This is a genomic window from Gordoniibacillus kamchatkensis (assembly GCF_000829455.1).
In the GTDB taxonomy this organism is placed as follows: domain Bacteria; phylum Bacillota; class Bacilli; order Paenibacillales; family NBRC-103111; genus Gordoniibacillus; species Gordoniibacillus kamchatkensis.
Window position 1 is genome coordinate 57,314 of record NZ_JXAK01000036.1, and the last position, 18,014, is coordinate 75,327.

13 protein-coding genes and 5 pseudogenes are annotated in these 18,014 nt (G+C 57.3%); 15 read left to right on the top strand and 3 right to left on the bottom strand.

The window, feature by feature from the left end; genetic code table 11:
- Positions 1-27: 27 nt before the first annotated feature.
- Positions 28-234 carry a DUF1657 domain-containing protein gene (locus SD70_RS19730; RefSeq protein WP_041049228.1) on the bottom strand — a complete coding sequence of 69 codons (207 nt, stop codon included), beginning with the start codon at positions 232-234 and terminating at the stop codon, positions 28-30.
- Between the two features lie 136 nt (positions 235-370).
- Here SD70_RS19730 and SD70_RS19735 point away from each other — a divergent pair.
- From SD70_RS19735 to glnA, 10 genes and pseudogenes are all read left to right on the top strand, one after another.
- A pseudogene (locus tag SD70_RS19735) lies at positions 371-1,230 on the top strand (DUF421 domain-containing protein).
- Positions 1,231-1,246: 16 nt separating this feature from the next.
- Positions 1,247-1,735: a stage V sporulation protein AC gene (gene spoVAC, locus SD70_RS19740; protein ID WP_197081088.1), complete on the top strand. Its 489-nt coding sequence runs from the start codon at positions 1,247-1,249 to the stop codon at positions 1,733-1,735.
- A 7-nt stretch (positions 1,736-1,742) separates the two neighbouring features.
- Positions 1,743-2,765, top strand: a complete 1,023-nt coding sequence (spoVAD, locus tag SD70_RS19745; protein WP_041049229.1) for a stage V sporulation protein AD — start codon at positions 1,743-1,745, stop codon at positions 2,763-2,765.
- The gene (spoVAE, locus tag SD70_RS19750; protein ID WP_041049230.1) at positions 2,765-3,130 is read left to right on the top strand and encodes a stage V sporulation protein AE; all 366 of its coding nucleotides are present in this window, start codon (positions 2,765-2,767) and stop codon (positions 3,128-3,130) included. The genes spoVAD and spoVAE overlap by 1 nt, the downstream gene beginning before the upstream one ends.
- A gap of 191 nt (positions 3,131-3,321) precedes the next feature.
- Positions 3,322-4,257 (top strand): AAA family ATPase, encoded by a 936-nt coding sequence (locus SD70_RS19755; protein ID WP_041049231.1) that lies wholly within the window; start codon positions 3,322-3,324, stop codon positions 4,255-4,257.
- 98 nt (positions 4,258-4,355) lie between these two features.
- Positions 4,356-4,975, top strand: a pseudogene (locus SD70_RS19760) (nitroreductase family protein).
- Positions 4,976-5,119: 144 nt separating this feature from the next.
- Complete coding sequence (hflX, locus tag SD70_RS19765; RefSeq protein WP_041049254.1) at positions 5,120-6,436, top strand: GTPase HflX; 1,317 nt, start codon at positions 5,120-5,122, stop codon at positions 6,434-6,436.
- 34 nt (positions 6,437-6,470) lie between these two features.
- Positions 6,471-7,702: pseudogene (locus SD70_RS19770) on the top strand (methionine gamma-lyase family protein).
- A gap of 91 nt (positions 7,703-7,793) precedes the next feature.
- Positions 7,794-8,195, top strand: a pseudogene (locus SD70_RS35060) (MerR family transcriptional regulator); the annotation flags it as partial.
- A 37-nt stretch (positions 8,196-8,232) separates the two neighbouring features.
- Positions 8,233-9,576, top strand: a complete 1,344-nt coding sequence (glnA, locus tag SD70_RS19780) for a type I glutamate--ammonia ligase (RefSeq protein WP_041049233.1) — start codon at positions 8,233-8,235, stop codon at positions 9,574-9,576.
- Between the two features lie 562 nt (positions 9,577-10,138).
- Here the strand turns inward: glnA and lexA are convergent.
- Complete coding sequence (gene lexA, locus SD70_RS19785; RefSeq protein WP_041049234.1) at positions 10,139-10,759, bottom strand: transcriptional repressor LexA; 621 nt, start codon at positions 10,757-10,759, stop codon at positions 10,139-10,141.
- 154 nt (positions 10,760-10,913) lie between these two features.
- Between lexA and SD70_RS38310 the strand changes: the two genes are divergently transcribed.
- From SD70_RS38310 to SD70_RS19800, 3 genes are all read left to right on the top strand, one after another.
- Positions 10,914-11,294: a LysM peptidoglycan-binding domain-containing protein gene (locus SD70_RS38310; RefSeq protein ID WP_041049235.1), complete on the top strand. Its 381-nt coding sequence runs from the start codon at positions 10,914-10,916 to the stop codon at positions 11,292-11,294.
- Positions 11,295-11,496: 202 nt separating this feature from the next.
- The gene (locus tag SD70_RS19795) at positions 11,497-11,694 is read left to right on the top strand and encodes a DUF896 domain-containing protein (protein WP_041049236.1); all 198 of its coding nucleotides are present in this window, start codon (positions 11,497-11,499) and stop codon (positions 11,692-11,694) included.
- Between the two features lies 1 nt (position 11,695).
- Entirely contained in the window at positions 11,696-12,493 is a 798-nt protein-coding gene (locus SD70_RS19800; protein ID WP_041049237.1) for an HAD family hydrolase, read from the top strand.
- Positions 12,494-12,557: 64 nt separating this feature from the next.
- Here SD70_RS19800 and SD70_RS19805 read toward each other — a convergent pair.
- Positions 12,558-13,099: pseudogene (locus SD70_RS19805) on the bottom strand (1,2-dihydroxy-3-keto-5-methylthiopentene dioxygenase).
- A gap of 198 nt (positions 13,100-13,297) precedes the next feature.
- Between SD70_RS19805 and metH the strand changes: the two are divergent.
- Positions 13,298-16,738 carry a methionine synthase gene (metH, locus tag SD70_RS19810; protein ID WP_041049238.1) on the top strand — a complete coding sequence of 1,147 codons (3,441 nt, stop codon included), beginning with the start codon at positions 13,298-13,300 and terminating at the stop codon, positions 16,736-16,738.
- 140 nt (positions 16,739-16,878) lie between these two features.
- Complete coding sequence (gene rnz / locus SD70_RS19815; protein ID WP_041049255.1) at positions 16,879-17,817, top strand: ribonuclease Z; 939 nt, start codon at positions 16,879-16,881, stop codon at positions 17,815-17,817.
- The last annotated feature ends 197 nt before the right edge of the window (positions 17,818-18,014 follow it).

The window sequence follows — 18,014 nt, forward strand, 5'->3', positions numbered from 1 at the left end:
AGCTTTCCGCGCTGCCTTTTTTCATGGTTAGAAGCCTTTGTATTGAGGCTCTTCGTTTTCCAATTGCTGCACGCGGCTAGACACCTGGTCGACGATTTGTTGCGTCGATTGGGCAGCCTGCTGGAACACTTGCTTTGCCTCCTGGTTTTGCGTGTTGATGGCAAATTGCTCCAAGCTTGCCTGCGCGCTTTTCAGCGAGGCCAGACAAGTTTTGACTTGCGTTGCGACTGTCATCTTCCCACCTCCTTCGTTTCAGCAACAATCATAAAATGTCCATTGGCAAACAATAAATACGTGCGCCAAGGCGAAATAATTGCTACCAGACTGAAGATAATATGGGAGACGGACAACTACGAAAGGAAGGATGCAATTGCCAGGCTGGACGTTTATCGTGTTTCGCTCTTTAGGGGCGCTCGTGCTGCTTTTTGTCCTGACGCGAATTTTGGGGAAAAAGCAAATATCGCAGCTCACTTTTTTCGAATACGTCATGGGCATTACCCTCGGCGAGATCGCCGGCTTCATGTCGACCGACATCGAAGGCACCTACGTGTACGGAGTGATCGCCATCCTCATCTGGTTCCTCATCCTTACGTCGGGGAATGGCTCACTTTGAAAAGCAAGACGCTGCGCCAATGGTTCGAGGGGAAGGGCACTATCGTGATCAAGGAGGGCAAAATTCTCGAAGACAACTTGAAACGAGAGCGTTATACCGCGGATGAGCTGCTGGAGCAGCTGCGCACCAAGAACATATTCCGCGTCGCGGACGTTGAATTTGCCGTGCTGGAGGCGAGCGGGGATTTAAGCGTCTTGCCGAAAAAAGAGAACCAGCCGCTGACGCCCGCCCATCTCGGCATTAAAGTTGCGCCCGAGCAGGAGCCGCAAACGGTGATTATGGACGCCAACATTTTGGACGAGCCGCTCGCGACTATCGGTTTGAACCGGAAATGGCTGAACACGGAGCTCGAGAAGATGGGGATTCCGCTGGAAAACGTGTTTTGGGGCCAGGTCGACTCCTTCGGGCAGCTGTATGTCGATCTGTACGACGACCAGCTGAAAGTTCCGCAGCCGTCGACCAGAGCGGCGCTCCTGGCGACGCTGAAAAAATGCGCGGCGGATTTGGAAATGTTCGCACTCGATACGAAGCGGGCTGAAGCCAAAGCGATGTATGGCCAGTGCGCGGAGCGAATGGAAAACCTTATTTCGCAGCTGACGCCGCTGTTAAAACGTTAAGAAGGGAGCTGCCGCCGTGAGCGTTGCAGGAAAAAGCAAAAGCAAGCTGAAAACAACGACTTTCACTCAGCAGGAATACCAAAACTTGGCCAAATCGAACGAGCCGCCGCGCCCGGTCGCGCGCAACTGCTTGCGTGCGTTTATCGCCGGAGGCATCATATGCTTGCTTGGCGAAGCGCTGATGAAGCTGTTCCAGACGTATTTCGGCTTCTCCGAAAAAACGGCGGGCAATCCGACCGTAGCCGTCCTGATTTTTATCTCGGTCGTCCTGACCTGCTTCGGGGTATACGACAAAATCGCGCAATGGGCGGGCGGCGGCACGGCCGTACCCGTTACCGGCTTCGCCAACTCGCTCTGTTCGGCGGCGCTGGAGCATCGCAGCGAAGGGCTTGTGCTCGGCGTCGGCGGGAATATGTTCAAACTGGCCGGCTCCGTCATCGTGTACGGCGTCACGGCGGCTTTTGTCGTCGGCATCATCCATTGGATTTTAGGTCTCGGGGGGTAATGGGCATATGCTGCAAGGACATCAGAGCTGGGCGTTCCGCAATCGTCCGGTGATCGTCGCGGCAGCGACGGTTGTCGGTCCGGAAGAGGCGCAGGGGCCTCTTGCGAACGATTTTGATATTACCCACGGCGACACGCTGATGGAGCAAAAAAGCTGGGAGCAAGCGGAAAAAAAGCTGCTCGAGGAAGCGGCCAAAATTGCGACCGAAAATGCGGGGATTACGAAGGAGCAGGTGCAATTTTACGTCGGCGGCGATTTGATGAACCAGATCGTCAGCAGCAGCTTTGCCGCGCGGTCGCTCGCCATTCCTTACTTGGGCGTATTCGGGGCCTGCTCGACGTCGATGGAAAGCCTTGCGCTCGCATCCCTTATCGTTGATTCCGGATCCGCCCGCTACGCGATGGCTGGCACTTGCAGCCACAACAGCTCGGCGGAAAAGCAATTCCGTTATCCGACCGAATACGGTTCGCAAAAGCCGCCGACAGCGCAATATACCGTAACCGGCGCCGGCGTTGCCGTCGTCGCGCCGGAAGGGGACGGGCCTGTCGTGACGCGGGCTACGATCGGCCGGGTTATCGACATGGGCATCAAGGACCCGTTCAACATGGGAGCGGCGATGGCGCCGGCGGCCGTCGACACGATACAGGCGCATTTTCGCGATTTCGGCCTTGAACCGAAGCATTACGATTTAATCGTGACGGGCGATCTCGCCCAAGTAGGCTACGACATCGCTTGCGACTTGTTCGAGAAGCATAAGTTTCCGATTCATGAGACCAAGTATGACGACTGCGGACTGATGATTTACGACCGGAAGAAGCAGACGTTCGCAGGCGCCGGAGGAAGCGGCTGCGCCTGTTCGGCTACCGTCGCCTACGGACATTTGCTGAAGAAGATGCGCAAGGGCGAGCTGAACCGCATTTTGGTCGTCGCCACCGGAGCGCTGCTGTCTCCGCTGACGTTCCAGCAAGGGGAAAGCATCCCCGGCATCGCGCACGCCGTAGCCATTGAAAACAAGGGGAGTGCATCGTAATGGATTTCGTTTGGGCGTTCATCATCGGCGGAGCCATATGCGTACTGGGACAGCTGCTCATCGACGTCGGCAAGCTGACGCCGGCGCACACGATGAGCACGCTCGTCGTGCTTGGGGCGATAGCGGACGGCATATGGTGGGGCGGCAAAAGCTTGTACGACCGGTTCGTCGAATTCGCCGGCGCGGGCGCGACCGTGCCGATCACCAGCTTCGGCAACTCGCTCACGCACGGAGCGCTGCAGGAGCTACACAAGGACGGGTGGATCGGCATCATTACCGGCATTTTCGAAGTAACAAGCGCGGGCGTTTCGGCAGCGATCATTTTCTCGTTTTTGGCGGCGCTGGTCGCGCGGCCGCGGGGGTAGGCAGAGGGTCAAGCGGAAAAGGCGGGAATATCAACCAACCCTAGGGGGTTGGTTTTTTATTTTCTCAACCTGAAGGAATGGCGGCGACCCGCCGCCGAAAACATAATTCCGTTTTTCGCCACGTAGGATGGATTAATGGGGAGTTACTAGCGTCCGCATTGTTCATTTTGAAGCCTGCGAGGTGAGTCCTCATGAGCGGCCGGAGCGTGCCGTCCAGACAAATCAACATCGTGCTGCGCGGGCCGGAGCCGCCGGCGGCGCCTTTGGCCGAAGCGGAAATTCAGCCTGCCGCGAAAAGGACGCCTTCCGAAGGTCCTTTATCGGATATTTTTAAAGAGCTGGAGCAAATGATCGGGCTCGACAACGTCAAGGAGCTGGTGCACGAAATATACGCCCTGCTGCAAATTTCCCGGTTTCGCGCGGATGCGGGTCTTGTCCACAATTCGCACGTGTACCACATGATTTTTAAAGGCAGCCCCGGCACCGGAAAAACGACGGTAGCCCGGCTGATGGGCCGAATGTTTCATGCGATGGGCGTGCTGAGCAAGGGACATTTTATCGAAGTGGAGCGGGCCGACCTCGTCGGGGAGTATATCGGCCATACGGCGCTCAAGACGCGCGAGCTGATGAAGAAGGCGATGGGCGGCATTTTGTTCATCGACGAAGCGTACAGCTTGGCCCGCGGCGGCGACAAAGATTTCGGCAAAGAAGCGATCGACTGCCTAGTGAAAGGGATGGAAGACAAGAAGAACGAATTCATTCTTATTTTGGCCGGTTATCCGGACGAGATGGAGCAGTTCCTGGCGACCAACCCCGGCTTGCCGTCGCGCTTTCCGATTCAAGTCGATTTCGAAGATTACAGCATCGATCAGCTCATCCAAATTACGGAGCATATGGCCAAGGAGCGGGAATACGTGCTGCTGCCGAGCGCCGTCAGCAAGCTGAAGCAGCATCTAGCCGAGGAAAAGGCGGCCAGCTGGAGATCGTTCAGCAATGCCAGATACGTGCGAAACGTGCTGGAGAAATCGATGCGGCACCAGGCGGTGCGGCTGCTGAGCCAGTACACTTCCGCGCCGTCGAAGCAGGAGCTGATGGCGATTCGGCCGGAAGATCTGAAGCTGAAATGACGGGCGGCGACCGATGTCCGCCTGCGAAGAATGAACGGGGAACAGATGCTCATACTACCTCCAGTAAGGAATAATCATTTACGGAGGTAGCTATCACGATGGCAAACGAAGCAACGGCAACAGGGAAAGAGTTTTTGACCGCAGTGCGCGACAGACGCACGTTTTATGCAATCAGCAAGGAATCGCCGGCATCCAAACAGCGGATTATGGAACTTGTCGAGCACGCCGTCAAATACGTTCCGTCTGCGTTCAATTCGCAAAGCGCCCGTATCGTCGTCCTGTTCGGCGCGGAACACGACCGGCTGTGGGATATCACGACCGACGTCCTGCGGGCGATCGTTCCGGCGGAACAGTTTGAATCGACCGCACAGAAGATGAACGGCTTCAAGAGCGGACACGGCACCGTGCTGTTTTCGAGGATCAGACTGTGGTGGAAGGGCTTCAGGCCGCGTTTCCCACTTACCAGGACCGTTTCCCGGTCTGGTCGCAGCAGTCGAGCGGCATGCTGCAATTCGCGATATGGACGGCGCTGGAAACCGAAGGGCTGGGAGCGAGCCTGCAGCACTACAACCCGCTCATCGACGAGAAAGTGAAGGAAGCGTGGGGGCTGCCCGAGGCTTGGCAGCTTGTTGCGCAAATGCCGTTCGGCAAGCCGACGGCGCAGCCCGGGGACAAAGAGTTCAAGCCGCTCGGCGAGCGGATCAAATCGTTCGGATAACGTTTCACAAGCGCATGAACCGGCGGGGCATACACCGCCGGTTTTGTTCGTTTATAACGGATTTGTCGCTTACCTCCCGTTTCGTGATATGATAAACTAACGACTGTGGTCAAAGCGCACGATCGGCTTTGGCAAGGAGAATCGATAGATGACGCTGCATACGACGCAAGGAGCGCGAACGATCGCGCCGTTCTGGTCAGCCTCGTGACGTCCGTACAGAAACGGAGCGAGGCGATGGCCGCATATTCGCTGCAGGAACTCGTCCGTCTGGCGGAGACGGCCGGGGTACAGGTGCTGGAGACAATGACTCAGCACCGGGAGACGCCCGATGCCCGATCCTTTATCGGCAAAGGCAAAGTGGAAGAGCTGAAGCAACGGATCGAACAGCTTGAAGCGAACACGGCGATTTTCGATCAGGAGCTGTCGGGGGCGCAGGTGCGCAACCTGGAGGCGGCGCTCGATGTCAAAATCATCGACCGGACGCAGCTCATTCTCGACATTTTCGCCCAGCGCGCCAACACGCGGGAAGGCATTATCCAGGTCGAGCTCGCGCAGCTCAGCTACTTGCTGCCGCGGCTTTCCGGGCACGGCAAAAACTTGTCCCGGCTCGGCGGCGGCATCGGCACGCGCGGTCCCGGCGAAACGAAGCTGGAAACAGATCGCCGGCATATCCGGAACCGGATCAGCGATTTGAAGGCGCAGCTGAGCGAAGTGGTCCGGCACCGCGAGCTGCATCGGGAACGGCGGCGCAAAAGCGGGGTATTCCAGGTAGCGCTGGTCGGCTATACGAACGCCGGCAAATCGACGCTGCTGAAACGGCTGACGAATGCCGACGTGTACGTGGAAAACCAGCTGTTCGCCACGCTCGACCCGACATCGCGGACGATGTCGCTGCCGAGCGGCAAAGAGATCGTGCTGACCGACACGGTCGGCTTCATTCAAAATTTGCCGCACGATCTGATCGCGGCGTTTCGCGCCACGCTGGAGGAAGCGAACGAGGCAGATCTGATTTTGCACGTCGTGGACAGCTCCGCGGAAATGCGCTCCGAACAAATGCGCGTCGTCGACGAGGTGCTGGAGGAGCTCGGCGCCGGCGGCAAAGAACGGCTCACCGTGTTCAACAAGATGGATTTGCTGCCGCCGGCGGAGCAGGAAGAGCTGCTTGTCGCGGATGGGGATTATATCCGCATTACCGCTTATTCCGACGCGGACTTGGAGCGGCTGCGCCACAGCATCCAAGAGAAGCTGCTCGGCGACCGCAAGACGTTCCGCGTACCGGTGGGCAAAGGAGACGTCATCTCGCTCGTGTACCGGATCGGCGACGTGCTGGAGGGCGAAGTCGACGGCGGCGATATGCGGTTTGAAGTTCGGGTCAACAAAGACGATTACGCCAAAATGGGTTATTTGCTTGCCGCTTATGACGAGTCGGCGGCGGGCGAGAGGCAGCGGGGAGAGAACTGACACCTATATGGAACTGGAGTTTGACAGGCAAATTATGGTCTGGGCGGACGAGGCCGAACGGCGCATCGTACCGGCGCTGGACAAAATCGATAAAACGGTCGACAGCAACCAATGGAAAGTGATCCGCGCGTTTCAAAAACATCGCGTCAGCGACTACCATTTCGCCGCCTCGACCGGCTACGGCTACAACGACCGCGGCCGGGAAACGCTCGATCTTGTGTATGCGGACGCTTTCGGGGCGGAGGCGGCGCTCGTGCGGCCGCATTTTGTCTCCGGCACGCACACGATCGGCACGGCTTTGTTCGGCGTGCTGCGCCCGGGAGACCGGCTGCTGTACATTACGGGGCGTCCGTACGATACGCTGCACAACATTCTCGGCAAGCCCGGAACGCAGGATACCGGGTCGCTGCGCGATTTCGGCGTCGAGTATGAGGAAGTTGAACTGCTGCCGGACGGAGGTATCGACTGGGACGGCATCCGTGCGGCATGGACGCCGAATACGCGGATGGTCGGCATTCAGCGGTCGCGCGGCTACGACTGGCGGCCATCGTTCACCGTCGCCCAAATCGGCGAGATGGTCCGTTTTGTCAAGGAGCTGTCGGCGAACGTCGTCACTTTCGTCGACAACTGCTACGGAGAATTTACGGAGCGGCTGGAACCGCCGCAAGTTGGAGCCGATCTGATTGCAGGCTCTTTGATCAAAAATCCGGGCGGCGGAATCGCGCCGTCCGGAGGCTACATCGCCGGCCGCCGCGACCTTGTCGAGCTTGCCGCATACCGGCTTACCGCGCCGGGTATCGGCGGCGAAGTCGGGGCCATGCTCGGCGCGACACGGGCGATGTTCCAGGGGCTGTTTCTGGCGCCTCATCTCGTCGGACAAGCGCTCAAAGGTTCCGTGTTCGCCGCGGCGATGTTCGAACTGCTCGGCTTTGAGACGCATCCGCGTTGGGACGGAGAGCGCACCGATCTCATTCAGGCGATCCGCTTCCGCAGCGCCGAGCATCTGATCGCTTTCGTACAGGGCATCCAGATGGCGTCCGCCGTCGACGCGCACGTCGTGCCCGAACCTTGGGACATGCCCGGTTACGAACATCCCGTCATTATGGCTGCCGGAACGTTCATTCAAGGCGGGAGCTGGAGCTTTCGGCAGACGCGCCGATTCGGGAGCCGTACATTGCCTATGTTCAAGGCGGGTTAACTTACTCCCATTGTAAGTTGGGCGTACTGACAGCGCTTCAAAACATGAAGGAACGAAAGTTGCTGTAGCTATCTGTGAACTAACCTAACACGTTCTTGACGCAATTATGTCCGGTGAGTTACAATAGCATCAGGCATAATGTGAACAGGAGTGATGCAAGTGAGCGACGAAATTCGCCGCAATATGGCACTGTTCCCGATCGGCATCGTGATGAAGCTGACCGATTTGACCGCGCGTCAAATTCGCTATTACGAGCAGCACGGTCTGGTCATCCCGGCCCGCACCTCCGGCAACCAACGGCTTTATTCGTTCAACGACGTGGAACGCCTGCTTGAGATTAAAGACTTGATCGAGAAGGGCGTCAACATAGCCGGCATCAAGCAGGTGCTGCTCCCTGTATCGAAAGATTCGGAGGAAGCGACCGTCCTGAACGAGCAAAGCGAGTCGAAGCGCAAAGAATTGACCGATTCGCAGCTGCATAAAATGCTCAAGCAGCAGCTGCTGGGCGGCAAGCGCCCCGGCCAAGTGTCGCTCATTCAGGGCGAATTGTCCCGATTCTACCTAAATAACGATTCGCGAGAAGAGAGGAGCATGTCCAGTGGTACATCGCAATTTTACGAAAGAAGACATTCTCGGCATCGCCCGCGCGGAGAACGTCCGGTTCATCCGCCTGCAATTCACAGATCTGCTCGGCACGATCAAGAATGTGGAAATCCCGGTCAGCCAGCTGGAAAAAGCGCTCGACAACAAAATGATGTTCGACGGCTCGTCGATCGAAGGTTACGTCCGCATCGAGGAGTCCGACATGTACTTATATCCCGACCTTTCCACTTGGGTTGTTTTTCCTTGGACGACAGGCAACAACAAAGTCGCCCGGCTCATCTGCGACATTTATATGCCGGACGGCACCCCGTTCGCGGGCGACCCGCGCGCCATTTTGAAGCGGGTGCTCGCCGAAGCGGAAGAAATGGGTTTTTCCTCGTTCAACGTTGGTCCCGAGCCGGAGTTTTTCCTGTTCAAGACGGACGAGAAAGGCAATCCGACGAGCGAGCTGAACGACCAGGGCGGTTACTTCGACTTGGCGCCGACCGACCTCGGCGAGAACTGCCGCCGCGATATCGTGCTGACGCTCGAGGAGATGGGGTTCGAGATCGAGGCGTCGCACCACGAAGTGGCGCCTGGCCAGCACGAGATCGATTTCAAATATGAAAACGCGATTACGGCGGCCGATCAAATTCAAACGTTCAAGCTCGTCGTCAAGACGATCGCGCGCCAGCACGGCCTGCATGCGACGTTTATGCCGAAGCCGCTGTTCGGGATGAACGGGTCGGGCATGCACTGCCACCAATCGTTGTTCCATGGCGACGGCCAAAACGCGTTCTACGACGAATCCGACAAGCTCGGCCTTAGTGCCGTAGCCCGCCAATACATGGCCGGCGTGCTTCGTCACGCCCGCGGCATGGCGGCGATCACGAACCCGACGGTAAACTCGTACAAGCGCCTCGTTCCCGGCTATGAAGCGCCTTGCTACGTTGCCTGGTCGGCGAGCAACCGCAGCCCGATGATCCGCATTCCGGCTTCCCGCGGCTTGTCGACGCGCGTGGAAGTGCGCAATCCCGACCCGGCGGCGAACCCGTATTTGGCCCTTGCCGTTATGCTGGCGGCAGGCCTCGACGGCATCCGCAACAAAATGCAGCTGCCGCCGCCGACCGACCGCAACATCTATGTCATGACGGACGAAGAGCGCGAGGAGCAGGGGATCCCGAGCCTGCCGCTCGATCTGAAAAACGCCCTCGACGAGCTGCTGCGCGACGAAGTGATCTGCGACGCGCTCGGCGAGCATGCGCTGGCGCACTTCTACGAGCTGAAAGAGATCGAATGGGATATGTACCGGACGCAAGTGCACCAATGGGAACGCGATCAGTATATGACTTTGTATTAACGATGTTGTAGGGATTTTGGGAGATTGAGTTTTGGGGGCGTTTGGGGGGCAATCGATATTGCCCTGAAACGCCCCCAAACTATTTTTAAGCCAAATTCAAACGGTCGATCGGCCACACGGGTTTTGGCGCATCGTTTATTGCAAAAGCTGAGTGTGGAAGTAAATGGGGCCGGCAAGGCAAGAGCCGACACCTTAGTTCTCCTTCCCTCATTTGATGGAGTAAATGAAGGGAGGATATGTCGATGAGAAGTGTTGCCAATTTCAAGAACAATCGAATTATTACGTTGCGCCGAGGCCAGTCTATCGCGCTGGTTTGCGGGGTACCTTTGGTCACTCGCCGAATCGCTCTCAGGCCTGGCCAGTTTTTAGTTGTAACGTGCAACGCCGTACCGAAAGTAATCGTTGTCGGCTGCGAATCATTCAGAACAGGCAGATTCGTGCATCTTAGACCCGGACAAAGATTGGTTGTTACGTGTCGATAAAAATGCAAAGATCGGAATAGGAAAATAGGGGCTGGTCCAAGTTTTCGGCTTGGATCAGCCCCATTTTATTGAAGCAGAGCTTATAAAATTTCCCGATACAATCCGATTACTTTGCCGAGAATTTTGACATGGTTGAGTCGAAGCGGCTGCATCGAAGGGTTCTCAGGCTGCAGGCGGATATGGTCGCGTTCCTTGAAGAAGCGCTTGACCGTCGCTTCGTCTTCTTCCGTCATGGCGACGACGATGTCGCCGTTGTTCGCCGTCTGCTGCTGCCGCACGACAACGTAATCACCGTCATGGATGCCGGCTTCGATCATGCTGTCGCCGACAATCGTCAGCATGAACACGTTATAATCGCCCACGTAATGATTGGGCAGCGGGAAGTAGTCCTCGATATTTTCCGTAGCCAGTATCGGCACGCCGGCTGTAACTTTGCCGACGAGCGGGACGCGGGCGATGCCGAGCGCGAAGTTCGCGCTGCCGTCTTCCTGGCCCAAAATCTCGATCGCTCTCGGCTTCGTCGGGTCGCGGCGAATGAGCCCCTTCTTCTCCAAACGCTCCAAATGGCCGTGAACGGTCGAACTGGAAGCGAGTCCGACAGCTTCGCCGATCTCCCGTACGGACGGAGGATAGCCCTTGTCCTTCACTTCGTTTTTAATAAACTCAAGAATGGCCTGCTGCCGATGGGAAATCTTGCTCACATCGAAACCTCCGTTATCGTAATGATAATTTGAAGTATAACACAGAACTCGAGTTCGTACAAACATAAGTTCGAGAAAATGGTTGACTCAAACATTTGTTCGTGTTATCGTAGTGCTAGCAAATAAACGAACAAACGTTTGGAGGATGCCCTTTATGTATTATTCCATGCATCAAACATCCACTGTCTCTCATATGAACAAACACTTACATACACCGAAAGCTTCGCTTCGCCGCTTCACAACCCGCTTTGCGCTCATGTTCGCCGTCATCCTCATCGCCTTTTCGGCAGGCGCCATGATGCAAGTGAATGCAAGCCCGTCCGTTAAGGTGACGGAGCTTTCCGTCACGAAGCCTTCCGTCGCAGCCGCAACCGTAACGACAATTGTCGTCGAGCAAGGGGACACGCTGTGGAGCATCGCTCAGGCGCACGCACCGAAAGGGGCGAACGTTCGTTCCTATCAAGATCAGCTGAAGCGTCTGAATCACTTGAACGGCACTGCGCTGCACGTTGGCCAACGTCTGCTCCTGCCGTAATCAATAACGTTATAACCGTCCCAGGGATAAGAAGTCCCCACCAAACGGATGTTTCTGCGATTGGCGCACAGCGCAGAGCTTGTATCGCTCCTTGTTCGGAGCGTGGATTGAAACCCGCACAGCACAGCGCAATTCGCGTCTTGACTTTCCTGCCCCCCGGTGTCAAAGTAAGAAGCATAACATCTTCGGGAGGGCAGGAAGCATGGATGTGGAGCTGACGATACGACGCATTAACGAGCTTGCGCGCAAGGCGAAGGAAGTCGGGCTTACCGACGCTGAGATCGACGAGCGCAACGAGCTTCGTAGCCGATATATTCAGGCGTTCAAGTCGAACTTGCGGCAGCAGCTGGATGCAATTAAATTCACAGACGAAGAGGATGCGACGAAGAAGGGGAACTGACATGAAGCTACAGGCAGTATTGTTTGATTTGGACGATACGCTGCTATGGGACGAGCGGAGTGTAAAGGAAGCGTTCGAAGCGACATGCCGAGTGGCGGAGCAGCGCAGCGGGATCGATCCGGCGCAGCTGGAGGCGGCGGTAAGAGAAGAAGCGCGGAGCCTGTACGAGAGCTTCGAGACGTTTCCGTTTACGAAAATGATCGGCATTAACCCGTTCGAAGCGCTGTGGGCGCATTTCACCGGCGGCGAACATCCGATGTTCCGCAAGCTGCAGGAGCTGGCGCCAGGGTATCGGACAGAGGCGTGGACGAGAGGCTTGCGGCGGCTCGGCGTCGATGACCCGGCGCTAGGCCGCGAGCTGGGCGAACGTTTTCCGCAGGAACGGCGGGCGCGACCGCTTGTATATGACGCTACATTCCGCGTGTTGGAGCAGCTGCGCGGCAAATATAAGCTGTTGCTGCTGACGAACGGCGCTCCCGATCTGCAGCAGGAGAAGCTGGCGGGGGTGCCGGAGCTGGCGGGTTATTTCGATCATATCGTCATTTCCGGCAGCTTCGGCGAAGGCAAGCCGGCAACGTCGATTTTCCGGCATGCGCTCGAGCTGCTCGGCATTGAGCCGGAGCACGGAATTATGGTCGGGGACAAGCTGACGACGGACATACTCGGCTCGAATACGGTCGGCATGGCGAACATTTGGATCGATCATCACGGCGCCCAAGGAAGCGATCAGATCGTGCCGAAGCACCGCGTGACCAAGCTGGAAGACATACTTCCCGTCATCGAAAACGTGAACTCATAAACTCCATCATGAGAAAAGCCCGCCTCCGCTGTAAACACAGGGAAGGCGGGCTTTCGCCATACATTTACGCTTTCACAAACTCCGGATCCTCGACGTTATGGGCGATCCAGCCGTCTTTTTCGATAAAGAGGCGGACGGCCACGATTTTGCGGTTATCCATCAGCGTGAAGAAGTGGTTCGTGTTTTCCGGCACGGAAATGACGTCGCCGGCTTCCAGTTCGACATCAAAATAGCCGGCGTCCTGATCGCCTTTAATGATGAAGATGCCTTTGCCTGCCGTAATGGCGCGGATTTCATCTTCGGTATGCGTATGCACCTGCTCGAACTTCTTCAGCAGCTCCTCGATGTTCGGCGTCGCGTCGGAGAGCGAGATCAAGTCCCAAATCTGGTAACCGCGGCGAGCGGCCAAATCGCGGATTTCGGCGTCGAACGTAGCGAGAATTTGCGCTTTCTCTTCGTCGCTGAGCACGAATTTTTCGCGCAGATGCTCAGGAAGCTTGTTGATGTCCCATTGCTCGTACAGAACGTTCTGCTTATCCAGGAAGCTTTGACGTTCTCTGCGCCTTTAATGCGTTCACCGGTGTTGCGGATGCGGATTTCTGCCAAGGGAATCCCTCTTTTCTAATAAAGTCGATGAGTCAATATTGGTATTATAGTGAAAATGCGGCCGTTTGTCGATGGATAAAGCCAGAATAATCCCGACAAATCGGATGCGAAATTACAGACATATCTTTCTTCCTTTCATAGCGCGATTCTGTTACACTAAAATACATATGTCAAGGATACGGGGGCAGGGGATAACAGATGAACAAACCGACGCTACAGGAGCGTATGAAACATAAAATACTTATTCTCGACGGCGCTATGGGGACGATGATTCAGCAGGAGCAGCTGACCGCTGAAGATTTCGGGGGCGAAGAGCTTGAAGGCTGCAACGAAATGCTCGTTCTTACACGCCCTGACGTCATCGCCAAAATACACCGTGCTTATTTCGAAGCGGGGTCGGACATTGTCGAAACGAATACGTTCGGCGCGACAAGCGTCGTGCTTGCCGAATACGGTTTGCAGGACCGGGCTCGCGAGCTGAATCTTGCGGCGGCGAAGCTGGCCATCGAAGCGGCGGAAGCGTACTCGACGCCGGAGTGGCCGCGTTATGTTGCAGGCGCTATCGGCCCAACGACGAAGACGCTTTCGGTAACAGGCGGGATCACGTTCGATCAGCTCGAAGAAAGCTACTACGAACAGGCGCTCGCTCTCATCGAGGGAGGCGTCGACGCGCTGCTTGTCGAGACGTCGCAGGATACGCTCAACGTCAAGGCGGCTTCCATCGGCATCCGCCGCGCATTCGCTGAAGCCGGCAAGACGTTGCCGATCATGATCTCCGGCACGATTGAGCCAATGGGGACGACTTTGGCGGGGCAAAACATCGAATCGTTCTACATCTCGCTCGAACACTTGAACCCGGTCTCCGTAGGCCTCAACTGCGCGACAGGACCGGAGTTTATGCGCGACCATATCCGGACGCTCTCGGGCATCGCCGGCACGGCGGTCAGCTGTTATCCGAACGCGGGATTGCCTGACGAGAACGGACATTACCATGAATCGCCGGAATCGCTGGCCGCGAAGATGGCGGCGTTCGCCGAGCAGGGCTGGCTCAACGTCGCCGGCGGCTGTTGCGGTACGACGCCGGCGCACATCCGCGCGCTGGCCGAAACGCTGTCGCGTTACAAGCCGCGCGCGCATTTCGGCACCCACCCGGCTGCGGTATCGGGCATCGAAACGGTGTACATCGAGTCGGAAAACCGCCCGTACATGGTCGGCGAACGGACGAACGTGCTCGGCTCGCCGAAGTTCAAAAGGCTGATCGCCGAAGGCAAGTACGAGGAAGCGGCGGAAATCGCCCGGGCGCAAGTGAAGGGCGGCGCGCATGTTATTGACGTAAGCTTGCAGGACGCCGAGCGCGACGAAGTCACCGACGTCGAAAGTTTTATGAAAGAGCTCGTCAAAAAAATTAAAGCGCCGGTCGTCATCGACACGACGAACGCTGCCGCCGTCGAAGCGGCGCTGAAATATTCGCAAGGCAAAGCGATTATTAACTCCGTTAACCTTGAGGAAGGCGAGGAGCGCATCGAGAAAATCGTTCCGCTCGTCCACAAATACGGCGCCGCGCTCGTGTTCATGTGCATCGACGAGGAAGGCCAGGCCGTGTCCAGCGACAAGCGGTTCGCAGTAGCGAAGCGCGGCTACGAGCTGCTTACGGGCAAATACGGCATTAGGCCGGAAGACATCATTTTCGACCCGATGGTATTCCCGGTCGGCACCGGCGACGCCCAATATCTCGGCTCCGCCAGCGAGACGATCGAAACCGTGCGCAAAATCAAGGCGGCCTTCCCTGAAACGCATACGATAATGGGCATTAGCAACGTTTCGTTCGCTCTCCCGCCAGCCGGGCGCGAAGTGCTCAACTCTGTCTATCTGTATCACTGCACGAAAGCAGGACTCGATTACGCGATCGTGAACACGCAGCGGCTGCAGCGCTACGCCTCGATTCCGGAGGAGGAGCGCAGCCTGACCGAAGCGCTCATTTTCGATACGAACGATGAGACGCTAGCCCGGTTTGTGGAGTTTTATCGGGAGAAGAAGGTAGAGAAGAAGGAGAAACTCTCCAATCTATCGCTTGAGGAGCGGCTTGCTTCTTATGTCGTCGAGGGGACAAAGGAAGGGCTGTACGCCGATTTGGACGAGGCGCTGGCCAAATACGCGCCGCTCGAAATCATCAACGGGCCGCTGATGAAAGGGATGGAAGAAGTCGGCCGCCTGTTCAACAACAACGAGCTGATCGTCGCCGAGGTGCTGCAGAGCGCCGAAGTGATGAAGGCGTCGGTCGCCCATCTCGAGCCGCACATGGAGAAAACGGAGAGCGCCGTGAAAGGCAAAATCGTGCTCGCCACCGTTAAAGGCGACGTTCACGATATCGGCAAAAACCTCGTCGAAATTATACTGTCCAACAACGGCTACCAGATCGTCAATCTCGGCATCAAAGTGCCGCCGGAGCAGCTGATCGAGGCGTACCGCAAAGAGAAGCCCGACGCGATCGGCCTGTCCGGCCTGCTCGTGAAATCGGCGCAGCAAATGGTCGTGACTGCGCAAGACTTGCGCAATGCCGGCATCGACGTGCCGATTCTTGTCGGGGGCGCCGCGCTGACGCGCAAATTCACCAAGACGCGCATCGCGCCGGAATACGAAGGGCTCGTGTTGTACGCGAAGGACGCTATGGACGGGCTCGACATCGCCAATAAGCTGAGCAGCCCGGAGCATCGCCAGCGGCTCATCCAGGAGCTGCGCGAAAGCAAGGAATCCGACGTGCAGACGGCCGGCAAAAGCGAAGAGCTGCCGAAGCTGACGCGCGTATATACGTCGAACGTTTCGCGCGACGTGCCGGTCCGCGTGCCGCCGGATCTCGACCGGCACATTTTGCGCGATTATCCGATCGGCCACATCCTGCCGTATGTGAATATGCAAATGCTGCTCGGCCATCATCTCGGCCTGAAGGGCAAAGTCGACAAGCTGCTCGAGGACAAAGATCCGAAAGCGATGCAGCTCAAAGATACGGTCGACGGCATTTTCCAAGCGGCGCAAAAGGATGGCATTATGAAGGCGAACGCGATGTACCGCTTTTTCCCTGCGCAGTCGCGCGGCAATGATGTCCTCGTGTACGATCCGGCGGATTTCACGACCGTGCTGCAGACGTTTGCGTTCCCGCGGCAGGAGACGGAGCCTTACCTCTGCCTGGCCGACTATATCCGTTCTGTCGATAGCGGTGAGATGGACTACATCGGTTTCCTCGTCGTCACCGCCGGCAGCGGCATCAGCGAGCTGGCGCGGGACTGGCGCGAGAAGGGCGACTACTTGCGCTCGCACGCGCTGCAGGCGGCGGCGCTCGAAACGGCAGAAGGGTTTGCCGAGCGTATTCATCACATTATGCGCGACGTGTGGGGCATCCCCGACCGCGCCGATATGACGATGCAGGAGCGGTTCGGAGCGAAATATGTCGGACAGCGGTTCTCGTTCGGCTATCCGGCGTGTCCGGATCTGGACGACCAGCAAAAGCTGTTCGCGCTCATGAAACCGGAGGACATCGGCGTCGAGCTCACCGAAGGCTCGATGATGGAGCCGGAAGCGTCCGTATCGGCAATCGTGTTCGCTCACCCCGAGGCGCGGTACTTCAACGTCGAGAAAGTGTAACGGCCCTGGCCTGAAATTCCGGCGCGAATGCGGAATTTCAGGCTTTTTTGGCGCTGCCGGGCCGGTTTGACTTTGCGCTGCAAATCAACTAGGATGGATGGACACAAGCAACATTTTAGATGGAAACGGGGAACGGGCAAGTGGAACTGACTTTTCTCGGGACCGGTGCGGGGATGCCGTCAAAGCGGCGCAACGTGACGTCCCTTATGCTGAATTTGATGCCCGAACGGGGCTCTTACTGGATGTTCGACTGCGGCGAAGGGACGCAGCACCAGGCGCTGCATTCGACCGTCAAGCTGGGCAAGCTGGAGAAGCTGTTCATCACGCACTTGCACGGCGATCATCTGTACGGCATTCCCGGCGTGCTGACCAGCCGCTCGTATCAAGGCGGCGATACGCCGCTGACGCTGTACGGGCCGCGCGGGCTGAAAGCGTTCGTGGAGACGGCGCTCGGGGTCAGCGACGCGCATCTGGCGTACCCGATCACTGTCGTCGAGCTCGAGGAGGAGGGCGTAGTTTGCGACGATGAGAGCTTTACGGTGACGGCGGCCCGGCTTGAGCACCGCGTCGAGTGTTTCGGCTATCGCATCGTGGAGCGCGATTTGCCGGGCAAGCTGCTGACAGACAAGCTGCAAGCTTACGGCATCCCCAAAGGCCCGCTCTACGGCAAGCTGAAGGAGGGGGGCAGCGTGCAGCTGGAAAACGGGACGATCGTGCACGGACGGGACGTCATCGGCACGCCCGTGCGCGGCCGAACGGTCGTCATCCTCGGCGATACGAAGTATTGCGAAGGCGCGCTGCGGCTCGCGCATGGCGCCGACGTGCTCGTGCATGAGGCTACGTTCGCGCAAAACCGGCAGGAGCTGGCGCTCGCCTACGATCATTCCACCTCCGTAGATGCCGCCCGGGTAGCGAACGAAGCGGGCGCAGGCACGCTCATCCTGACGCACATTTCTTCCCGCTATCAGGAGGAAGGCGCGGACGCGCTGCTGCGCGAAGCGCAGGAGCTGCATCCCGACACGCATTTGGCGCAAGACTTCTGGAGCTATCATGTGCCGCGCAAAAGTCCGAACCAATGAAAAAGGCATCCCCGGCACGGTGAAGTGCACCCCTTAGAATAGACATTGGAAAAACCCCTAGGTTAATCCGATGATTTCTAAGGGGTGCATTTTTATTGCAGTCAAGGGTCAGAAGTTTAAAAAGTATCCAGAGGAATTGAAGAAAGAAGCTATTCGCCTTCATATGGAGGAGAAGTGGACGTATCGGCAGATTACTG